The 20,736-nt window shown below is 41.1% G+C and carries 19 protein-coding genes; 13 read left to right on the forward strand and 6 right to left on the reverse strand.

The features are described 5' to 3' along the window. Window positions 1-743: 743 nt before the first annotated feature. From I2I04_RS21120 to I2I04_RS21135, 4 genes are read right to left on the reverse strand one after another with little or no spacing between them, the layout of a single operon-like run. A complete protein-coding gene (locus I2I04_RS21120; protein WP_008650602.1) occupies window positions 744-1,205 on the reverse strand; it encodes a lipocalin family protein in 462 nt (153 codons plus the stop codon). 20 nt (window positions 1,206-1,225) lie between these two features. Continuing rightward, window positions 1,226-1,552: a DUF5640 domain-containing protein gene (locus tag I2I04_RS21125; RefSeq protein WP_229127023.1), complete on the reverse strand. Its 327-nt coding sequence runs from the start codon at window positions 1,550-1,552 to the stop codon at window positions 1,226-1,228. 33 nt (window positions 1,553-1,585) lie between these two features. Next, the gene (locus I2I04_RS21130; RefSeq protein ID WP_117808984.1) at window positions 1,586-2,044 is read right to left on the reverse strand and encodes a lipocalin family protein; all 459 of its coding nucleotides are present in this window, start codon (window positions 2,042-2,044) and stop codon (window positions 1,586-1,588) included. A gap of 28 nt (window positions 2,045-2,072) precedes the next feature. Then, a complete protein-coding gene (locus I2I04_RS21135; protein ID WP_229127024.1) occupies window positions 2,073-3,143 on the reverse strand; it encodes a hypothetical protein in 1,071 nt (356 codons plus the stop codon). A gap of 577 nt (window positions 3,144-3,720) precedes the next feature. Here I2I04_RS21135 and I2I04_RS21140 point away from each other — a divergent pair. Then, on the forward strand, window positions 3,721-4,854 hold the full coding sequence (locus tag I2I04_RS21140) for a site-specific integrase (protein WP_151928107.1): 1,134 nt from the start codon (window positions 3,721-3,723) through the stop codon (window positions 4,852-4,854). A gap of 304 nt (window positions 4,855-5,158) precedes the next feature. On the opposite strand, the gene I2I04_RS21145 is transcribed toward I2I04_RS21140, so the two are convergent. Next, a complete protein-coding gene (locus tag I2I04_RS21145; protein ID WP_195655823.1) occupies window positions 5,159-5,914 on the reverse strand; it encodes a LytR/AlgR family response regulator transcription factor in 756 nt (251 codons plus the stop codon). Continuing rightward, window positions 5,895-6,986, reverse strand: a complete 1,092-nt coding sequence (locus tag I2I04_RS21150) for a sensor histidine kinase (RefSeq protein WP_195655824.1) — start codon at window positions 6,984-6,986, stop codon at window positions 5,895-5,897. The genes I2I04_RS21145 and I2I04_RS21150 overlap by 20 nt, the downstream gene beginning before the upstream one ends. Window positions 6,987-7,275: 289 nt before the next feature. On the opposite strand from I2I04_RS21150, the gene I2I04_RS21155 reads away from it, so the two are divergent. The 12 genes from I2I04_RS21155 to I2I04_RS21210 all read left to right on the forward strand — a co-directional run bounded on the left by I2I04_RS21155 (window position 7,276) and on the right by I2I04_RS21210 (window position 20,517). Continuing rightward, the gene (locus tag I2I04_RS21155) at window positions 7,276-7,806 is read left to right on the forward strand and encodes a sigma-70 family RNA polymerase sigma factor (RefSeq protein WP_229127025.1); all 531 of its coding nucleotides are present in this window, start codon (window positions 7,276-7,278) and stop codon (window positions 7,804-7,806) included. A 64-nt stretch (window positions 7,807-7,870) separates the two neighbouring features. Beyond that, a complete protein-coding gene (locus tag I2I04_RS21160) occupies window positions 7,871-8,689 on the forward strand; it encodes a FecR family protein (protein ID WP_195366357.1) in 819 nt (272 codons plus the stop codon). After that, window positions 8,686-11,286: a TonB-dependent receptor domain-containing protein gene (locus tag I2I04_RS21165; protein WP_195366356.1), complete on the forward strand. Its 2,601-nt coding sequence runs from the start codon at window positions 8,686-8,688 to the stop codon at window positions 11,284-11,286. Before I2I04_RS21160 ends, I2I04_RS21165 begins: the two co-directional genes overlap by 4 nt. Window positions 11,287-11,292: 6 nt before the next feature. Continuing rightward, window positions 11,293-12,270, forward strand: a complete 978-nt coding sequence (locus I2I04_RS21170) for a DUF4249 domain-containing protein (protein WP_195366355.1) — start codon at window positions 11,293-11,295, stop codon at window positions 12,268-12,270. A 27-nt stretch (window positions 12,271-12,297) separates the two neighbouring features. Next, the gene (locus I2I04_RS21175; RefSeq protein WP_195366354.1) at window positions 12,298-12,945 is read left to right on the forward strand and encodes a hypothetical protein; all 648 of its coding nucleotides are present in this window, start codon (window positions 12,298-12,300) and stop codon (window positions 12,943-12,945) included. A gap of 30 nt (window positions 12,946-12,975) precedes the next feature. Next, the gene (locus tag I2I04_RS21180) at window positions 12,976-13,650 is read left to right on the forward strand and encodes a porin family protein (RefSeq protein WP_195366353.1); all 675 of its coding nucleotides are present in this window, start codon (window positions 12,976-12,978) and stop codon (window positions 13,648-13,650) included. 32 nt (window positions 13,651-13,682) lie between these two features. Further along, window positions 13,683-14,510, forward strand: a complete 828-nt coding sequence (locus I2I04_RS21185; protein WP_195366352.1) for a hypothetical protein — start codon at window positions 13,683-13,685, stop codon at window positions 14,508-14,510. A gap of 5 nt (window positions 14,511-14,515) precedes the next feature. Next, window positions 14,516-14,668, forward strand: a complete 153-nt coding sequence (locus I2I04_RS21190) for a hypothetical protein (protein ID WP_167371343.1) — start codon at window positions 14,516-14,518, stop codon at window positions 14,666-14,668. Between the two features lie 205 nt (window positions 14,669-14,873). Then, window positions 14,874-15,446, forward strand: a complete 573-nt coding sequence (locus I2I04_RS21195; RefSeq protein WP_007655484.1) for an Ig-like domain-containing protein — start codon at window positions 14,874-14,876, stop codon at window positions 15,444-15,446. 432 nt (window positions 15,447-15,878) lie between these two features. After that, window positions 15,879-16,016: a hypothetical protein gene (locus I2I04_RS23340; protein ID WP_229097317.1), complete on the forward strand. Its 138-nt coding sequence runs from the start codon at window positions 15,879-15,881 to the stop codon at window positions 16,014-16,016. Between the two features lie 266 nt (window positions 16,017-16,282). After that, entirely contained in the window at window positions 16,283-18,565 is a 2,283-nt protein-coding gene (locus I2I04_RS21205; RefSeq protein ID WP_195655825.1) for an outer membrane beta-barrel family protein, read from the forward strand. A gap of 158 nt (window positions 18,566-18,723) precedes the next feature. After that, complete coding sequence (locus I2I04_RS21210) at window positions 18,724-20,517, forward strand: LTA synthase family protein (RefSeq protein WP_195655826.1); 1,794 nt, start codon at window positions 18,724-18,726, stop codon at window positions 20,515-20,517. Window positions 20,518-20,736: the final 219 nt, after the last annotated feature.

The following is a 20,736-nucleotide window of genomic DNA, read 5'->3' on the forward strand; positions in this document are numbered from 1 at the left end:
TATACCATTCTTTATTTTTAGATTATGCAAACTAACAGGGTAGATTTAACATACCCACAGGGTTTTCGGACTGACCCGTAATTTGAGGTGATTTTGCTGCAATTTGCACCATAATCAGAGAATCTATACCAAAAGAAAAGTCCTCATAAACAGCTGTCTATGAGGACTTTCTTTGTGGGCCATCTTGGGCTTGAACCAAGGACCTCCAGATTATGAGGCTCTAATTTTTATTCTATTAAATAACAGTATGTCAACCTATTAATAATCTCATTGTAGGTTATCAGTCAACAATTAGTCAACATTGAACTTACCCTGCAAAGTTAATAATAATTCCTCATATCAAGAATTAAATCACTGTTTCTTATTATACCCAAATGCAGAATTTTATTTATATGTGTACCTGCCCTGCAATATTTAAAACTTCGCTCCATGTATTATGTTCTTCCCCTGCTTCTTAGTACCTTTACTGTAGATGATTCAATTACCAACCTATTTATTGCTACACAAATATGCAAGTAACGCCAAAGAAGACTAACACAATTCATTATTTACCACAAGAGATTAAAGAAACCAAACTCACAGAAGTCACATATTTACCTATTACAAGGGAAATGTTAGAACAGCTATTCTCAAATTCAGCTAAGAAGGATAAGCATAAATTAGTTAAGAAGAGAAGGAGGTAATTAATAAGGCAGCAAGTGAATGTTACTTCAAATGCTGCCTTTATTTGTTGGACTAAGAGGTCAACCTCTCTTATAGGTCATTTTAGCATAGTGTTCAGATGCTTCATCTTTATCATGAAATTCAAGTACTAGCTTATTGGAACTGATTTCAAGAACCTTTAAATCATACTGTTCATATTCATCTTCAATAAGAGTTATAACATCACCATTCACTTCCCATTTCTCAATACTCTGCGGGTTACTTGTACCGTCCAAATCATATTCACTATAAGTACCGTCTTCCCTAAAGGTGAAGTTACCGAAATATTCACATTCATCTTTAGGCGCATGGCTCCATGCTTCATCATATTCAGGGTGTTCAAAGTCCTTCTCAAACCCTTCCTCATAAGTAAGTACCCAGTGCCCTATAAGCTTCTCCGCAAGAGGTCTGTTATCGTTTTCATCGTCATCACTACAAGCAATAAAATTCAGACTCATCATTATAACCATGATTACTGAACCTATTAATCGTAAAGTCCTCATATATCGTTGGATTTTATTATTTACTGCTTGGTATAAGTTTCAGAATCTTCATTATCTTTAATCGTTAAACGATTGCCAGAAATAGAGAAGGTAGATGTATATACCTCATCTGTCCATGTAAATGTAATCTTATCACCGTCTACAGAATATTTAAATGATTCAGAATCAGTTTGTTTGTTATCTTTAAACTCTTGCCATATACCACTTCCGTCTGCATTGAATGTATATGAATCACTATAACCATAGTTATCCACTTCACTTCGCCATGTACCAACAATGGGGTTGTCATCATCGTCATCACTACAAGCTACAAAGTTCACACTCATAATAATGGCTACTAAAGCCATACCAATAAATCTTAATGTCTTCATAAAATGTATTTACTTCTTTTGATAAGTCATTTTAGAGTATTCCTTGTCACCATCTGTCTTCTCTTCATAACATTCAAGTACCAACTTTGTAGAAGTCAATTCTGTAACTTTCAAATCATACACATCTGTATCTGAACCATACCGTAAAGATAAAAGACCATTACTTAACGTCCATTTACCATTACCAATGATAGAGTTATCTAATTCATATTCAGTGAATGTTCCGTCTGCTCTAAATGTCAAATGTCCATAATCATAACATTCTCCTTCGGGGACTCTCGACCATTCTTCATCATATTCGGGATATGCAGGATTCTTCTCATATCCTTCTTCATAAACCAATATCCACTGACCTACAAGTTTCTCGGAAGTAGGAGTATCATCATCGTCATCATCACCACAAGCGGTAAAGTTCAAACACAACACAACCATTAACAAGGTCGTTCCAATAAATCTTAATGTCTTCATCTTTAAATTGTTTTAGTTAATTAATAAATTATACATTAGGGTTCACCTCATTATCATTTAAATCACCACCATTGAAATTCATATCAACATTCTCATTTCCCATTGGAGTATCATCCTCTTTAACTCCTAAAGAAGAATCTGTAGTACTGCCATTCACATTTACATTGACAGTAGTCATTACATTGCGTTTTACAGTAATTGTCTTACTAAATGTTTGAGTTGCTCCATTAGCCCGTTCCCATTTTAACTGTATGGTGAGGTCTTTAGTATAGTCCTCTGCTTGCCAACATTTATAAACCTCATAGAAAGTACACATAAATGATGTTTCTAATACATTCTCACCTGCTGATACCTCAACATTGGAATTTATGGAGTTAGATTCATTGTTTATTGTAATGCTGTTAATATACAGTTTACCGTCTACAGGTGGAGTTACTATAAATTTAAGCCCAAAGGCTGTACGCTTTAAATCTATATTGGCAACTCCGTCTTTTGTAGGAATATAATCGGTTAGCTCGCCATAGAATCTATCAGTTTTAGGATAATTGCTTCTAACAAAATTTGATTCCGTACATACGTCCGTAGTACCATATTCAATGTAATCTAAACATTGGTAATCCGTTGTTGAGACATTAAATTTATTAGTCAGTTGAGCTGTACTTCCGTTATAATTTCCATTATAACTGCTTCCAGACACAAAAGGTCTTCCATAATATCCATTCTTATCATGATAAATCATATCATTGTCATTCTGTATCATGGTACATTCAAACTTATACTTATATCCACTAATCAGAGATATAGTCATATCTTGAATATTGTCAAACAATCCATAGGCATATTTATCATACCACGTATCTGTTGCATCCTTCTTATAGTACACATTAATCCCATATATCTTCTTTGGTGTAACTTCTGTTCTGCTTAAAGGAGTTTCAGAAGTGGAGATAAATTCTCCGCCCAAATTGAATGAGATAGTGTAAGTTTCTTGGTTAGTTTGCTCCTGTTCTTTAGGTGGTAGTTCATCCTCATTATTACTACAAGAGAATAGAGTACTACTTCCTATGAGAAGCATACCAATTAATCTGAATATCTTCATTGTAATAATCTGTTTGTGCTTCTACGTTCCTAATAGAGAGCGTTAATAATTGAGATATAAGTGTGAGGAACACAACATAGAGTTGCACACTTCTTTGATAAAGAACTGTTGAGTAGTAAAATAGACTGTCTGTTTCTTATATACCTGTATTTATGCCAACTTGTTCCCTATAGTTGGCTACTACATGCAAGAAGCGTGGGAACTATTGAATATTACCTAATCTGAGGCTCTGGACTGCCCTAAGTCAAGTAATAAACAATAGCCCACGCCAATATAGTATATAGTTCATCTTTCGGATGAGTATATAACATTGACGTGAGCGTTCTTGCTTATTATCCTTGACTTATGAAATTTTCCAGATTTATAGAATACACATCTAAAATGAAAATAATAACCAAACAAATGAAAATAAATACGCTGTTTTATAGCTATTTATAAAGATGTATTTCTTTTCAGTTGCTTTCATTGTTTTCGGTTGTTTGGTTCTTATTCGGTACATTTTTGTTTCTTGTTTGTTCCTTGTTTCGGATTATTATTTCTACCTTTGCAACAGAAATAACGAAAAAAGGAATTGCTTATGCCACGAGTAAAGAAGCCGACGAAAGTCAAAGAACCAATCCGTCTTCGGATGAAGCCGTTGAGTGACGGAAGTAAGAGTCTGTATCTGGATATATACCGCGACGGAAAGCGGACATACGAGTACCTCAAAATGTATATCATCCCGGAAACGGACAATAATGCCCGGAAACGGAATCAGGTTACGATGGACGCAGCTAATGCCATCAAATCGAAGCGCATCATTGAATTGACGAATGGAGAAGCGGGTATCGAGAACAGGGAAAAGGTATTCCTGCTCGATTGGATGAATACGTATAAAGAGAATCAGGCAAAGCGGGGAAAGAAAGACGGAAACCAAATCTCGGTTACCATTCGCATCTTGAAAGATTATGCAGGAGAGCGGATGACAATGGATCGGATAGACAAGGCATTCTGTCAGGACTACCTCGATTATCTGATGACGGAATATCGCCCCAAAGGGAAACGAGTGTCGAACTTTACGCTTCACACCTACTACCGCATTCTGAACGGAGCTTTGAATGCTGCCGTTCGTGCGGAGATTATAAAGGTTAATCCGTTTACCAAGATCAATAATTCGGATAAGATTCGTCTGCCGGAGAGCAAACGTTCATATATGACTATCGAGGAAGTCCGGGCATTGATTGCCACTCCGATGAATAATGAGGCTGTGAAGTCCGCCTATTTGTTCTCCTGCTTCTGCGGATTGCGCGTGAGCGATATTGTCAGATTGAAGTGGAAAGATGTTTTCGTTGATAGAGGACAATATCGGTTGGCGGTGTCCATGCAGAAAACTAAGGAGCCGATTTATCTGCCGCTTTCTCCCGAAGCCTTGAAGTGGATGCCGGAACGAGGAGAAAAGACAGCAGACGATCATGTGTTCGATTTACCCAGTCCGTCGATGATGAACTTACTTATCAAACCTTGGGCGAAAGCCGCAGGTATCGACAAGCGATTTACATTTCACACAGCCCGGCACACGTTCGCCACGATGATGCTGACCCTTGGAGCAGACCTTTATACGACCTCGAAACTGCTCGGTCATGCCGATGTGAAAATGACACAGGTGTACGCAAAAATCATCAATCAGAAAAAAGATGATGCAGTCAATCTTGTAAACGGGTTGTTCGATTAGTCCGATGTAAACTTTGACATTGTTAAATAGTATAGAATGGGCATATTTTTACATCTACATATAGCAGGATTGCAAACAGGATTAGGTTTACTTTAATCCGGGTGCCTATAGAAAAAAAATAAAGTAAAGTGATTATATGATAAACTGTAATAATCGAGATTTGTTATAGCGTTTGTTTCACTATCGAATAAAATGCTTGTTGCGAGTTACGTGACTTTATTACAATTTTACAACCGAATGAGATTTTATCAGTCTCATTCGGCTATATGAAATGAATGAAAATTTCGCCAAAGTATGCTGATTACTACCTGTCAATCCATTCTTTAAGCCTCTGCGCCTTTTCCTTACTCACTTGTATTTCCGTCTTCGGATAACCTTTCAAACGGATAATCAACTTTCCTCCAAAATAATTACCGAGGAACAAAACGTGCTCTACATTGATAATATATTGGCGGTTTGCCCGGAAGAAATAGTCGGGATTCAGTTGGTGCTCAAGTTCATCCATTGACACATTGACCACTTCGGAAGTGCCGTTGTTAAGACGGAGATATACAATCTTGTTTTCTGTTTCGATGTGGTTGATGTCCGAAACGCGCACGGTCTTATATCCGTCACGGTAAGGAAGCAAGAAACGCTCCCGATAACGGAACTTGTTCTTCTGTAAGGCATCGAAAAGCTGCTGTAGGTTTTCGTCGGTGTAATTCTTACCGGCTTTGGCCGCCTTGTCAATGGCCGCTTCAAGTTCATCCGAATCCAACGGTTTCAGAAGATAGTCGAAACTATTGAACTTGAATGCCTGTACCGCATATTCGTCGTATGCGGTGGTAAATATGATGGGTATGGTTGCCGGGGCATATTTTAGAGCCTCGAAACTCAAACCGTCAGTCAAACGGATATCCGCAAGGATGAGGTCTGTGGTTTTGCCGGATTGAAAGAATTCGACTGTCTCTTTGATGCTGGCAAGAGGGCCTTCGACAATAAATGTTCTGTCAATGTCGCTCAGCAGCCTTATGAGGCGTTTGGCATTGCGTGGCTCGTCTTCAAGAATCAGTATGTTCATAGGAGATGGTGTTTTTTATGATGGGCAGACTTACCGAATAGAAGTTTTCGGCATTCTCTATCTTGACCTTTTTGTCACAAAGCAAAGCATATCGTTCTGTGATATTTTTAAGTCCTAAACCGGTTGATTCGATTGGGGACATCAAAGGTAGTTTCAGGTTGCAGACGGTTATGTAATCATCGGACAGCTTTATGTCAATGACCAGCGGATGTTCAGATGAAAAGCTGTTATGTTTTATTGCGTTTTCCACAAGAAGTTGCAACACTGCCGGAGGAAGAAAACCTTTGCATTGTCTGACGTCCGGACTTACTTTTGCAATGACTCCTTCATCGTGACGCACTTTCATCAAGTACAAATATGAATCAAGAAACTTGATTTCGTCCGCGACAGGTATCAGATTCCTGTCCAGATTGGTGATGATGTATCTATACACTTTCGACAAATGGCTCAGGAATTTTCCGGCAAGTCCGCTATCCTCCTCAATCAGCTCCAGCAGGTTGTTGAAGTTGTTGAACATGAAATGCGGATTGATTTGCAGTTTCAGGGAATTGAGCTGTGACTGCAAGGCTATCTCCTTTTCTTTCATCAGTGCCATTTCAAGTGTCTGTTTCTCATCGCGTGCCTTGATGTAAGACTGAAGATAGAATGTGTTGGCATAGACGCTCGACAAGAATGTGGAAATCATGGCAAAAGTATATGCGCCTTTCATATTGAGGAGTTCGTCAAGAAGCCCGTTCCCGTTTTCACCCCATAAGAAGTTGAACAAAGAAATCATGCCGAATGCGACAACGTTGTTCAGGGTAAAAAGGCAGGATGCATAGACAATCACCCACACGTAGGATGTCTTGAATGGCAATATCCTAAAGACCAAAAAGGAAAATCCTAAAGAGATGTAGGTAAATAGCATACACAACAGATAATCGATGATATAATCGGCTATTGCCATCTCCGGCAATTGGTCGGCGGTTTCATCATCGAGTATAAACCACAGAATGAGGTAGAGTATATAGGAAACGGTCGATAACAACAGACCGTTCTTCCAATTCATTATTTTCATTTTCTCGTTGGTCATATCGGATACAAAGTTACTTCATATTCTGCAAAAATAGGGATTTACTTCTTTAGTTGATAGGATAAAACCGACTGAAACGGATAAAATCACCCTTGAAGTGATGAAAATGAATGTTGAAACGAATGGAGTTGCACTTTATGTTTGCCGAAATGCCACTTAAAAAATCTGTTTTTCAAAATAAACAGCCTATTTAGGCGGTTCAGATATAAATTTATCCGTTTCAGTCGAATTTTACTGTTACAGCCAAAGCAACACGGGTAATTTTGCATCCATATAGGGTAAATACCGCATGATAAAGTCTGAATCAACCAAATTTGAAAGAATAGATTTAGATAGTATTTTTCGGAGATACTATCGCCCATTGTGTCTGTATGCACTACATTACCTGCATATAACGGAGGATGCGGAGGATGTCGTACAGGACTGTTTGACTGAATTTCTCGAACGTTCCGAGAAAGGCTATCTCGTCTCAGATGTTAAATCCTATCTGTATATAATGGTGCGCAACAGATGCTTTCTTGTCCTGAAAAAGGAAAGCCTGATTGACCGTAACCGTTTCATTTCAGAGTTTGAGGAAACTCTTATCGATACAGAATACAAAGAACAATCATTCATGGAAGCAAGAATGTGGACTGCCATAGATTCATTGTCTGACCGTTGTCGTGAAGTTTTCCTGCTGTGCAAAAGGGACGGGTTGAAATATGAAGAAGCTGCAGACAAACTTGGAATCTCCGTAAACACTGTCAAGAACCAAATCAGTAAGGCACTTAAAGCCATCAAAGGTGAGAGCCTGAAAATTTATTTTTTCTTTTTCGGATAATTTTTTCAGTTTGGAATAGTAGGATTTCGGTTGATTGTACTCTTAGCTAAAAATAACATCGCAAATGGACAAAGAAGAATTAAAAGGATTACAGTTTGTTTTAAGGTATTATTCTCCTGGAGTGTTTGATACCCGAAAAGCTATACGCAGATATAAAGAAACACATCCGGTAAAAGAGCGCACGTGGCTTCGATATATATCGGGGATTGCCGCCTCTGTTGCGGTATGCCTGTTTACTGCATATTATCTTATAGGGGAGAAAAAATCTCCTGTTTGCCTATATTCTTATGCTGACGCCACAACATTCATACTTCCAGACAGTTCAGAGGTTACGCTATTTCCTAATTCAACGCTCAGTTATCTGCCAGACAAGTTCAATAAAAACAAACGGGAAGTTGATATGACCGGAAGAATCGGTTTTGATGTGCGCCGCAACCGGCACACTCCGTTTATTGTATCAGGGAAATATGCTAAAATAAAAGTGCTGGGTACACAGTTCGAGGTAAACGAGAACAATGACGATTCCGTTACCGAAATTCATGTATCGTCAGGCAAGGTGTTGTTCTCTTCCCAAAACGATAAGAATGGCATTGTACTTACCAAAAATATGCAGGCTGTTCTGCCATTTGGATCGGACACACAACTGGTGAAGATACAAAACTCTGATAAAGATCATTCTGACAAATTCGGGAGGTTCGTTTATGAAAACACCCCTTTGTCTGAAGTGCTGAAAGAATTGTCCGAACACTTCCATGTCAAACTGACTTGTGTTTCTACCGGAAAGACACTTACGGCAAAATTTGATACAGATAATCTGGATGAAATTATTTCCATGATAGAAAAAACACTGGATGTAAAGATAAGGAAGGAGGTCGTGAAATGAGTAGGCTGACAATCTTCATATTGACCTCGCTCATATTGCCACTTTCGCTCCACGCACAGCATAAGGTTCATTCATGTACCGTCAGACAACAGATGGAGGCAGTTAAAAAAGAGTATGCCGTAAATTTCGTGTATGATGCCTCATTAAAACTGGATATACCCTATATAGGCAAACTCTTAAAAGGACGTGACTTGCACTCCGCTTTGAATGAATTATTCCATCATACGGATATAAAATGGGAAGTAAACGGGAAACATGTCCTATTAAGTAGGAAAAAGGAATACACTTTGAGTGGCTATGTCTATCAGCATGATGGTGAAACAGTCATAAATGCCACCATATGGGATGTCACGACAGCAACAGGTACGTTGAGCAACGAACACGGCTTCTTCAGTATTACACTTCCAGAAGGACATCACACCATACGCTTTTCATCCATAGGCTGTGGCGAACATACAGAAAATGTGGTTCTCCGGCATGATACAACCTTGAAAGTTCATCTTAAAGAGGGGCATCAATTGGAAGAAGTGGTTGTGACCGCCGATTTGAATTCTCCGTTGATGACGACCCAAACAGGAAAAGTTTCATTGACTTCCAAAGAACTGAATACTGGATATGCGCTTATGAGTTCGCCGGATGTGGTAAAGACATTACAGAATCTACCGGGTGTGGCGGCTGGTACCGAACTCATTTCCGGGCTGTATGTACATGGTGGAGGGAATGATGAGAACCTTTTTCTGTTGGACGGCACACCTCTTTATCAGGTGAACCATTTGGGAGGTCTTTTTTCTGCATTCAACACGGATATTGTAAAAAATATTGACTTCTACAAGAGCGGCTTCCCTGCACGTTATGGCGGAAGACTCTCTTCTGTTGTGGATGTGCGCACTAACGACGGGAACATGAAAAAATACCACGGCGCGGTAAGCATAGGGCTTTTGGACGGGCGAATCCAATTTGAAGGTCCCATAAAGAAAGACCAAACCTCGTTCAACATTGCAATGCGTCGCACATGGCTCGATGTCATCACAGTACCGGCATTGGCCATACGCAACAGTTCAAAGACCGATAAGATAAATATGCGCTATGCCTTCCATGACATAAACGCTAAAATAACGCACCGCTTTTCGGAACGTAGCCGCGCAGACATCAGCCTATATTCTGGCAATGATATCATGAAAGTAAACAACAAACAATTTGAGAAAGAGTATGGCACGGACTACAACAGGGAAGAAGATCATACCAAGTTCAACCTGCAATGGGGTAATCTGACAGCGTCCCTGAATTGGAAGTACCAATTCTCTCCAAAACTGTATTCCATATTTACGGGTGTCTATACCCATAACCGTTCCTGTCACGATTACCTTTCCGAAGAAAAAGTTTTTGATGAAGGGCAACTATCTGGAATTACCCATAGTGAGCGTAACAACCGTTCCACTATTGATGATATTGGCTACCGTATGGAGTTCGATTATCGGCCAAATCCTGCGCACCGCCTGCGCATGGGGTCAAATTACCTGATGCACTTTTTCCGTCCACAAAGCGCACGTACATGGGATTATTCCGGGACTGACAACCGGAAAGACACCCTGTCACGACAGGCATCAGGTTCTTATAACGGACAGGAATTTTCATTGTATGTGGAAGATGACATTGCTTTGGGAAACCGTCTGAAACTGAATGCCGGACTTCATTACACTCTATTCCATATAACAGGTAAGACATACCACTCCATAGAACCCCGTGCGTCCATCCGTTACCAATGTAGTGACCGTGTGACGTTCAAGGCTTCCTATACGGAAATGAGCCAATTCATGCATCAGCTTTCCAATACATACCTGAATTTGCCGATGGATTTTTGGGTACCTTCCACAAAAAGGATTGCACCAATGCGCTCCCGACAATATGCGGTTGGAATGTATCTGCAACTACCTTTCCGTGTCCGGTTGAATATGGAGGGATTTTATAAAACGATGAATCACATTGTGGAGTATGACGGTGGCAACAGTCTCACGCCCTCTGCAGATGATTGGGAAGAAAAAATCCATGAGGGCAAGGGAAAGGCATACGGACTGGAATGGGAAGCCGGCTACGGCAATAGCCGGACATACATCAGTGCGGCTTATACCTTGTCATGGAGCAAGCGTAATTTCCCGACATTCTATAAAGGATGGTATCCCGACAAATTTGACAATCGCCATAAATTGAACCTTAGCATTCGCCATAATTTCTCTTCCCGGATAGAAGCATACGCTTCATGGAGCTACCATACGGGAAACCGTATGACCGTGCCGCAACAACAGGTCAATGCTCCTGCCATACCCGGCATCGGAGGCGAGCCTGTTTCGGAATGGATATACGAGCAGCCGAACAATGTGTCGCTTCCGGCATATCATCGGCTTGACCTCGGCATTAATTTTCGCAGTATCACCAAACGGGGATATGAGCGTATATGGAACATCAGTGTTTATAACGCCTATTGCCGTATGAATCCCCTTTATGGCAAGGTGAAAGAAATGCCCGATGGCAGTTTCAAAGGGAAAGCCACGGGTATGTTCCCTATACTCCCTTCATTCAGTTACACACTAAAATTCTGACAGCAAATGAAAATAAAAAATCTGACATTCTGGATGATGGCGTTGATGTTCTCTTCGTGCAGTTATGAGTTCGAATTGAATGATATAAATGCCCGAGAGAAAATAGTTCTCTATTGTATGCCTTGCGCCGACAAGGACACCACGTTGATACAATTGTCACGCAGCGTACCGGTTTCCAATAAAGGGGAACTGCAAAAGGGCATTCCTGATGCCGGAATTAATTTTACGGTGAACGGCAAGGAACAACCGGTGTATTGGAACGAAAATGCGACATCTTCTCTCCCTGCCCGGTGTTACTATGTGCTTGGCAGATACAATGAAGCTGACAAGGTGGATATAAAGGCATCTGCCGACGGACTCCCGTCTGTAAGTTCTGAAACCGTATTGCCGTCTTCTTTCCCGTTGAAGAAATTGGATATGAAGTTAAAACGTGAAATTGATACAAAGTTGCATTTCCTTGTTACATTTCAGGACAATGCCGACACGGAAGATTATTACGGAATACGAGTAGTGCGCAGATGTATTTATACCAGTACGTCGGACAATGAAGTTACGGACATAGAATACCACGATATTGAATTTGAAGTGGGTGACGAGCCGCTGTTGTACAATAAGAGCGGATTAAACTCCGCATTTGATCTTTCCAATGATTTCTATCAGAATCTCTACATCTGGAGTGATGAACGGATAAGAGGAAAAGAATACATCTTGCGTCTGAAAACCTATTACTCTCCAGACTATGTATCCATGTGGGACGGCAGTAATTATAAATACTCCTACAAGGTGTATTTATACAAATTGTCACGGGAACTTTTCTGCTATCTGAAGTCAGTGAACGATGTCAAAAACAATGATTTGGGACATAAAGGGCTGGCACCCATAAGAAGCCATTATTCCAATGTGGAAAATGGTATTGGCGTTGTAGGAGGATGCCGGATTACGGAAACGGAGTGGATGGATAATGTATCAACAGATATAAATTAATTATTTACAAACTAAATTTTAAGTAACATGAAACATTTAAGTTTTTTGAGAAGACATGCCAATATAGTATTCTGCTTACTTTTGTGTCTTGTCTATCAGAGAGCTGAATCTAAAGAATTGTTTTCAAACAATTCTTTAGATACTTGCTATGTGTTAGCTATTGCAAATGTCGATTTAACAACGGATTTGCAAAAAAAATATGAAGAGAGGAACATTGCAACGTTTGCGATTGTCGGATACAGTTTTAGTGATGATGAGGTGAAAATTTATTTGTTGGATGACAGGTATGATTTTGATCTGTATTCTATCCAGAAAGGAGATAGCATAACTTTACATTATCCTCATACGTCACAAGAGAAAGAGAAGAAAGCAATAGCTATACATAATCACAGTTTCCAAGAACGTATCAGAAAGAATGATAGCATCTATATTGATATTGATTTTTGGAATATTGAGAAGAAATTGAGTTTGCCCCCTTCTTTGGACGATGGCCTGTTCCTTAAATGGGAAATCGCAAAACGACGCTTTATAAAGCATATAGTAAAAGATAGCCAAGGCTTCCATAAATTAGATGTTGAGAACGAAGATGATTTACGTTTGTCCAAGCGTATATTCGGCCAATTATATTGTATGTACATATTAGCACATAATGAGACCATAAGGCATGGAAAGTAACTTATTTGTTTTTTTATAAATGATTTTTGTATGAAGAAAATTCTATTGACATTGCTTCTCGCACTGCCATTTTGCATGGTGGCGAAAGCACAAGATTTCAGAGTGGGAATAACGGGAGGTTACAACCTCAGTTCCCCGAGTGGCTACGATTCACAGTCCGGTTTCCACGCCGGAGTAAAGGGAGAGTTTGGGCTTCCGCAAGTGACAAAAGGCCTTTACATGGATTTCGGACTGATGCTCTCTTCTCATGGATGGAAGAGTCCGGGGTACTATTACAACGGTAACTATAATCCCTCTGCAGAAGAAAAACCTGACAAGCCATCATCGGGCTATACTTCGGACAATAAGTGTACCCCTTACTATCTGAATATTCCCGTCCATATCGGCTACAAGTTTTCCGTAGGACGGAATGTCAGCTTGTTCGTCAATGCCGGACCGTATTTTAACATCGGTCTGTTTGGCAAGGCAAAGGAAACCATTGCTGCCAATAATGGAACAGTAACGACAAAAGAAAAGGCAGGCAATGTGTTCAGCGACAAGATGCTCAATCGCTTCGATTGGGGACTGGGATTCCGCGCCGGAACGGAGATTACCCGCCATATTCAGCTTTCCATCGGGTATGATTGGGGGATGAAGAATATAAACAAGAGTGGTGTGGACAGCAAGAACAGGACATTTGTGGCATCTTGCGCTTACATGTTCTGAAAAGGGTATAAGTTTATAATATAAGAACCGTTATGTGGAAACAGAAATTGAAAATATGCGGTATTAATCTGGCGGCATATAGTGTGGTTCTCATTATCATGGCTATGTTGTCCGTTTGCTCCCGATTGTACGGGCAAGAAAGCCTTACGCTGTCCCTTGACCGTACAAAACGGATTGTATCAAACATAGACACCACCAAACAGCCATTTTTTGAATATGGAAAATCATTTCTGTCTCCACATTTTGGTATCATTCCCCAAAAGCCTGAAATGCTTTTGAATTTTAGCCCTGATTACACGTTAGGAATCCCTATTGACCGTTCATCCTTACATAAAGGCGAATATCGCGTTGGCGGAGTTATTCGTCAGTTTGACAAAGTGAATATTTGGGGACGTGGCAGACAGGAAAACATCATAGGTGTTGGCGTATCGAACTATGCTGAAGTTAAAACGGCATATTTTCCAAACTACAAGTGGAAATTGGGCATAAGCCTCTATGCGCACAAACTGAGTATTCCTCGTTCGAGTAGCAATACATTCGGGATTGGAGCCGATGTTTCCTATCAATTCTATCCCAAAACATCGCTTCATCTCTTTGGTACATACTATCGCACATACCTGTTGGATATGAAACCGAAGAGGTGTTTAGACGGCTATCATTATGGCGGTTATCTGTCTTTTGATTTGGCAGAACGATGGTCAATGGATGTGGGCATGAGAAGTTATGGCAACAACTTGTTCCACCAGCAATGGACTGTGCCGATTATACGTCCGTCGTATAAGCATAACGGCAGCGAAATAAACGCTGATTTTGGTGGGATGTTCCAGCAAATCCTGAAAGGTTTATTCTTTAATCATTGACAAGTATGAAACAGAAAAAAAGCAAAATAACGATTATTGCAGTATGGATTCTGCTATGCGGATGCGTGGTATGTATGAGTTCATGCAGCCATTTGCTATACAATCCGTCCAACAAGGCAGAACAAGTGACGGTGACTATTAAACAGCCCATAAAATAAAGTTCACATGATTATGCGATAATCTAAAACAAGATTGCAAAACCCATAAGAAAGTTATTTCAAATAATAAATATGGCGTTTCGGATGCTGTTTTCGCCGTTTTAGATAAAATGTAATTGAAGAGCTTACACTGAAGTACTACTTTTGTTTTGCAATTGCATAAAAGAGCGTTCAACAAAACAACAAGGTTTTAAAAAAAAGAACAATGAAAAAAGTAAAATTTATCAAATTCACTATGGCGTTTTTCGCCTGTGTTCTTGCAGTAACCATGGGTTCCTGCGATAAGAACGATGACCCCAAAGTTCCAGATCTCAAGTGCACCCCTTCTAAGGTAGAAGTGGCTCCCGGTAAAACAGCAACGGTGACTGTAAGCGGTGGCACGGCTCCATTTACAGTGACCTCAAGTGATAGCAAGATTGCAACAGCTAAAGCAGACAAGAACACTATTACAATTACCGGTGTCAAAAATGGTACAGCGACCATACTCATCTCCGACTCAAAGAAACTTACAGGAAAGGTTCCTGTGATGGTCAAAGATATGGCATCCGAACTTGATTTCGATAAAAAGTCTATATCCGTAACTGCCGGGAAGGAAGAGACTGTCACTGTAAAAGGTGGTTCCGCTCCTTTTACAGCAACCGCCAAGGACACGAAAATTGCCACAGTCACAATCAAAGATGGAAAGATTATTATCAAAGGCGTCAAGGCTGGCAGCACTTCAGTGACTGTTACTGATAAGGATAAGAAAGCTGGAACTATTTCAGTTACAGTAAAATAAAGTGTTAAAAAACCTATTGGGAAGGAAGAAGAAACGCATGTATTTTTTCTTTCCAATAGGATTGTTATGTATTATGGTTTGCTAACAAAAATGAATGGAGTAATGGGATATCGAAAAAGGAGTCGTATTGACAATTGTCTTTTTATTAGTTATTTGCATGACAAATTGCCGTTCATGCTGCTACGGATAAGGGTCAGTAATAATTTTGGAGATAAATACGGATTATATAAGACCCCGTTATTGTATCCTTACCTAAGTTTTGGATATACTATTAAATAACGTCAATAGTTCAAAATGGAAAATCCACTTCCTTTGAAACTCATAGAAGAGCAAGAGTTATTTGAAAAACTGTTGGAACTTCTGGTTTTATCAACGCATTCTCCCAAAGGCTGATTTTCAAAAGATAATAGTTACATTATATTTAAGAAAAAGATGGAAACAACAAAAGATGGGAACACTGTAAAATTGGTATTGCCTTTCCCTCATTTTTTGTGGATACTTGCCAACCAACCTGAGATCCTCAAAGGAAAAGCAAATAAAGTCAATAAAAACGGAGAGGATAATAAGTAATATTGACATATTGTGAGGCGTTGTCTTTATTCAGATCATCATGTTGCCCCCAATTAATTATTAATGACTGCATTTACATGTGGGCTCGGTGTATTCACTTCATCCTTATGTTTTCTGAAAATTATTATGAAGTGGGATAATCTTGCGTTTTATCTGGGGATAAATTACTGGAATGCAAACATTAATGGCAGCAGTAAATGGGGAAAGAATATGGCTGACAATCGGATACGGTTCGTTATTTTGATAACATAAATATTTTGGCAAAAATGCATAGTAAGAAATCAAATATTGGCATGGCGGCAAAGGCATTCCTGCTAACAGCTATAGGATTACCTATGGGGGTAAGTGCACAGGGGGTAATCGAGGAAAAGGCAGATACGATAGTTGTTTATCCGACACAGCACCTTGAGGAGGTTGTCATCGTGCATCAGGTCCCGATAGTCAAACTAAAAACCGACAAGGTGACTTATCAGGTGAGTAATGATGTGGAGTCAAAGACACGCAGTGTATTGGACATACTGCGCAAGGTTCCTATGGTGACCGTGGACGGACGAAACAATATCATGGTAAACGGCTCCGCACAGTTCAAGGTTTATGTGGACGGAAGATTGAGTACTGTCATCACTCGCAATCCAAAACAGACGTTACGCAGTATGCCTGCCAGTCACGTGAAGAACATTGAAGTTATCACCAATCCAGGTGCCCAGTATGATGCAGAGGGAACTGGAGGTGTCCTTTGCATCACCACCAAGAAAGGTGGAGCCAAACAAGCATTGGCATTAGAAGACGACGGGTATGACGGAGCCACAAGTGGCTCCGTACACCTTCTGACAGGTATTCTGAGCAACGGAGTTGACGCCAGTCTCTCCGGTCAACAAGGCAAATGGTCGTATGACGTAAATTTGAACGGAGAATATATGTATTCAACGGGTACCATTGTAGAATCGGAGGTGACCGGCAACGGGACACGTCAATGGATGCGACAAAAGTCCTCATCGAAGATGCCATTCTCAATGGGCGAAGTTGGTGTGGGATACGAGATTGATTCCGTCCAATCACTCCATGTTTCCATGTCCACGACTTGGTTTGCCACAAAAGAAAAGAGCCGTCCCTCCTATCTTTACTCAGGCGGTATGTGGGGACAGGAGATGGCTTTCAGTGGTAGTCAGAAGATGAATATGAACGAGATTTCGGTAGATGGAGGCATCGATTACCAACGTCAGTGGGGTGACAGGGGCAGGCTGTTTGCGAGTTATCAGATAAGCCATGCTCCCAACCGGAATGATACCGAGAACAGATACGATGGTCTTGACACCTCCTTGCACCCCGAAATCACTTCCACTGTGAAGGACATCCGGACAGAAATTTGTGACCGCACCACACAACACCACCTATCCACCGACCTTACCATTCCGCTTACCCGGCATCAACAACTCAACACCGGTGTGAAGTTCTCCTTCGACCGTGGAGAGAGTCAGGCTACCGAAATGCGCTTTTTGAATGGAGGTTTCGTGGAACAAAAGGCGGCTGCCATGCACTACCGAGAATATCAAAACATAGCCGCCCTGTATGCCGAATGGGAGGCTCAATGGGGATGGCTGGGCTTGAAGGAGGGCCTTCGCTATGAACATACCTGGCAGAAATCACGCTATCTGAAGGGAGAAGGGAGTAAATTCTCGCTTCACTATGGCGACCTCGTACCATCCGTCTCTCTTACTGCCAAAGCTAAGGAGAACAGCACATTTGGCGTGAGCTACACCATGCGTATACGTCGACCGAGAATCAATGAACTCGACCCATACGTCAATAAGTCCGACCCTACCCAGCTTTCGTATGGCAATCCCAACCTGAAAGCACAACATCTAAATAATCTGGCTATTGTACATACGTTGAGGGCAAATATGTTAGCAATGCGACTCAGCCTCAATCATTCATGGAGTAACGATGGTATTGTCCGGTATTCATCAATGAAGGACGGGCGTATAAATACCACCTTTGGCAATATAGCCAGAAATCGCAAGACATCGCTGAATGCTTATGCCTCATGGAATGCGACACGTTCAACCCGCTTGATGCTGAATGGAGAGGTGGGCTATAGTGACATGCGAAGCCGGGAGATTGATGCCCGTAACTATGGTTGGCATGGTAACCTGAATCTGGGGTGGCAACAGAATCTGCCTTGGCAGTTGAAATGGAGCAGTAATCTGGAATGGATGTCGCGTCGGTACTCTCTCCAAGGTTACGATTCGGGTATGATGATGATAAGCGCAACACTCGCACGCTCCTTCCTCAATGACAAACTGGATGTGGCTATCAGTGGCATGAGCGGTTTAGGTCATGGTGGTAAAATGTATTGGGAGTCGGTATCTCGCGCCAAGGACTTCACGAATATATCACGATTCATTGAACCCATGCAGGACATCACCATAGGTATCACTTATACGTTTGGTGGAAAAAGTAGGAAATATACAGAAAAAACCGTATCGGATTCATTTGAAATGGGGGACAGTCGTATCGTAAAACAGCAGACAAAACGAAGAGGAAAATGATGAATCGTATTTAGCATGAATGCAACTGTCCGAACTGTTCTGAGAGCGGCCAAGGTTGAAGTAATTGATGGTGACATATTTTATCTTATGAAACAAGATATTATCGTTCTCTGTGAAGTGAAAAATAATTAGGAAGAATCGCTAAACTGAATTAGCCAATGACTGTTGGTAAACAAGAAAGGAATGTCACGGACAACAAGATGCTGTCCGTCATTCCAGTAGCAGGAATATTTTTCAAGTTTCTCCTGTTCAATGCAATATGGTGTTATTACACCACCTTTACACCTTTTTCATGCTGGGAATCGTATGCCACTGCTTTTGTGGCAACCCTTCTGTTGTCTGTCCCTTATATATTGACAAGGCATATTGCGACAGGCGTGCTTGTCTTGGCTGTGCTGGATATATGGATGGTTGCCAACCTGATGTATTACCGTACCTATTTTTCAGCCATTCCTCTGTCAAGTTATATGTTGGCGGGAAATCTTGCAGACTTTCTGCCAAGCGTGACCGCCTCATTACGATGGTGCGATTGGTTGTTCCCCGTTTCGACTGTTGTTACCGTATTCTTTACATTTCGGATAGGTTGTCGGCAGAAAATCACATTCCGATTTAGCAGACGGACATACTTAGTTTTGCTGATTTTTTCATGCGCCCTGTTAAGTATCAATTTATCCGTCCGGGGAGGTTTCATTGCGATATACAGGGCATTGAGATCATCCGCACATCAACACGCCAGTGGCCCGCCACTCTACACGCTGTTCGGCACACTTTATTTTGATTATGCGGAGGAGTTGCCCGAACTTACAGAAGAACAGGAGCGTGAGATTCATGCCTGGCTCTCCGGGAGACCGCCGCTTGTTCCCGTACCGGACATTGAATGCAGGGACAACTGCATCCTTATTCTGGCTGAATCACTGGAAAGTTGGGTATTGAATCTTACGGTCGAAAACCAGGAAATCACACCTTACCTTAACAGGCTCCTCAAAGAACCGTCTACGCTGTATGCGCCCCATGTGCTTACACAAGTCAACGGAGGGCGTTCCATTGACGCCCAGTTGCTTATGCTTGTCGGTCTGTTGCCATTGCAGACCGGCGCATACAGTTGCCGTTTCCCTTTCAATACATACCACACTTTGCCCAAAGCTATGAAGGAGCTGAAAGGCACACGGAACTATCTTCTCACGGTGGACAAGACAAAGACATGGAACCAAGGAGCAGTGGCACGGAGTTTCGGGATAGACACAATTATCTCTTATCCCGATTTCCGAATGACGGAAGCATTCGGAAATCGGAAGCGACTGGGTGATAAGGCATTTTTTGCCCAATGCAGGGAAAAGATTGAAAAAGGAGAAGTTTGGCACTCCGGTGAAAACGTATTTATCCAGATGGTCACTTATTCCGGTCATTCACCGTTCAAGATGCCCGAATCGCTTAAAACCGTTCATTTCTCCAATCGGGTTCCCGAAATCATGGCAGACTATATGACAGTAGCGCATTATACAGACGAAGCTATCGGGAAATTCGTGGAATATCTGAAAACCCGTCCCGAATATGAACGTACAATGGTTGTAATAACCGGTGACCACGAGGGCTTGGCAGACCACCGGAAAGAACTGTGCCATACAAGGGCTGGGAAAGGAATAATTTCCGAAGACGAGTTCACACCATTCATAGTATTGAACTCTCCTGTTCCGATTCACTATCTCAAAGTTATGGGACAGATTGACATATATCCTACGCTTCTAAACTTGCTTGGTTTGGAAAAATTCCGATGGAGCGGTATTGGTCAAAGCATTCTTGACCCTCGGAAGCCGGGCATTGCCATCAGTCCGAAAAGAAAAATAGACGGTGACACCTTGCATATATCTGCGGATGAACTTTTACGGATGCAGCAATCTCAAGTAATCTCTGACCGGATAATACGATTCGATAAATTGAAAGATCTACGATAGCCGATACTTCGGAAGTCATTTTTGTTGTTTCAGGCGTGTTTTTCTCCGTTTCGATTGTATTCCGATTGTAACGACCTCGGATACGAAATAATTTTGCACCTAAAAAATGAATAACATGATTATCGAAACGATTAAACGGCTGTCAATAGATATGTTCATTGCAATCATGGCGATTGAAGCAATTGTCATGATTGCAATCGCTTTGTCGCTTTTGATTGG

The sequence above is a fragment of the Bacteroides sp. 1001136B_160425_E2 genome, from assembly GCF_015559655.1.
Lineage (GTDB): Bacteria > Bacteroidota > Bacteroidia > Bacteroidales > Bacteroidaceae > Bacteroides > Bacteroides luhongzhouii.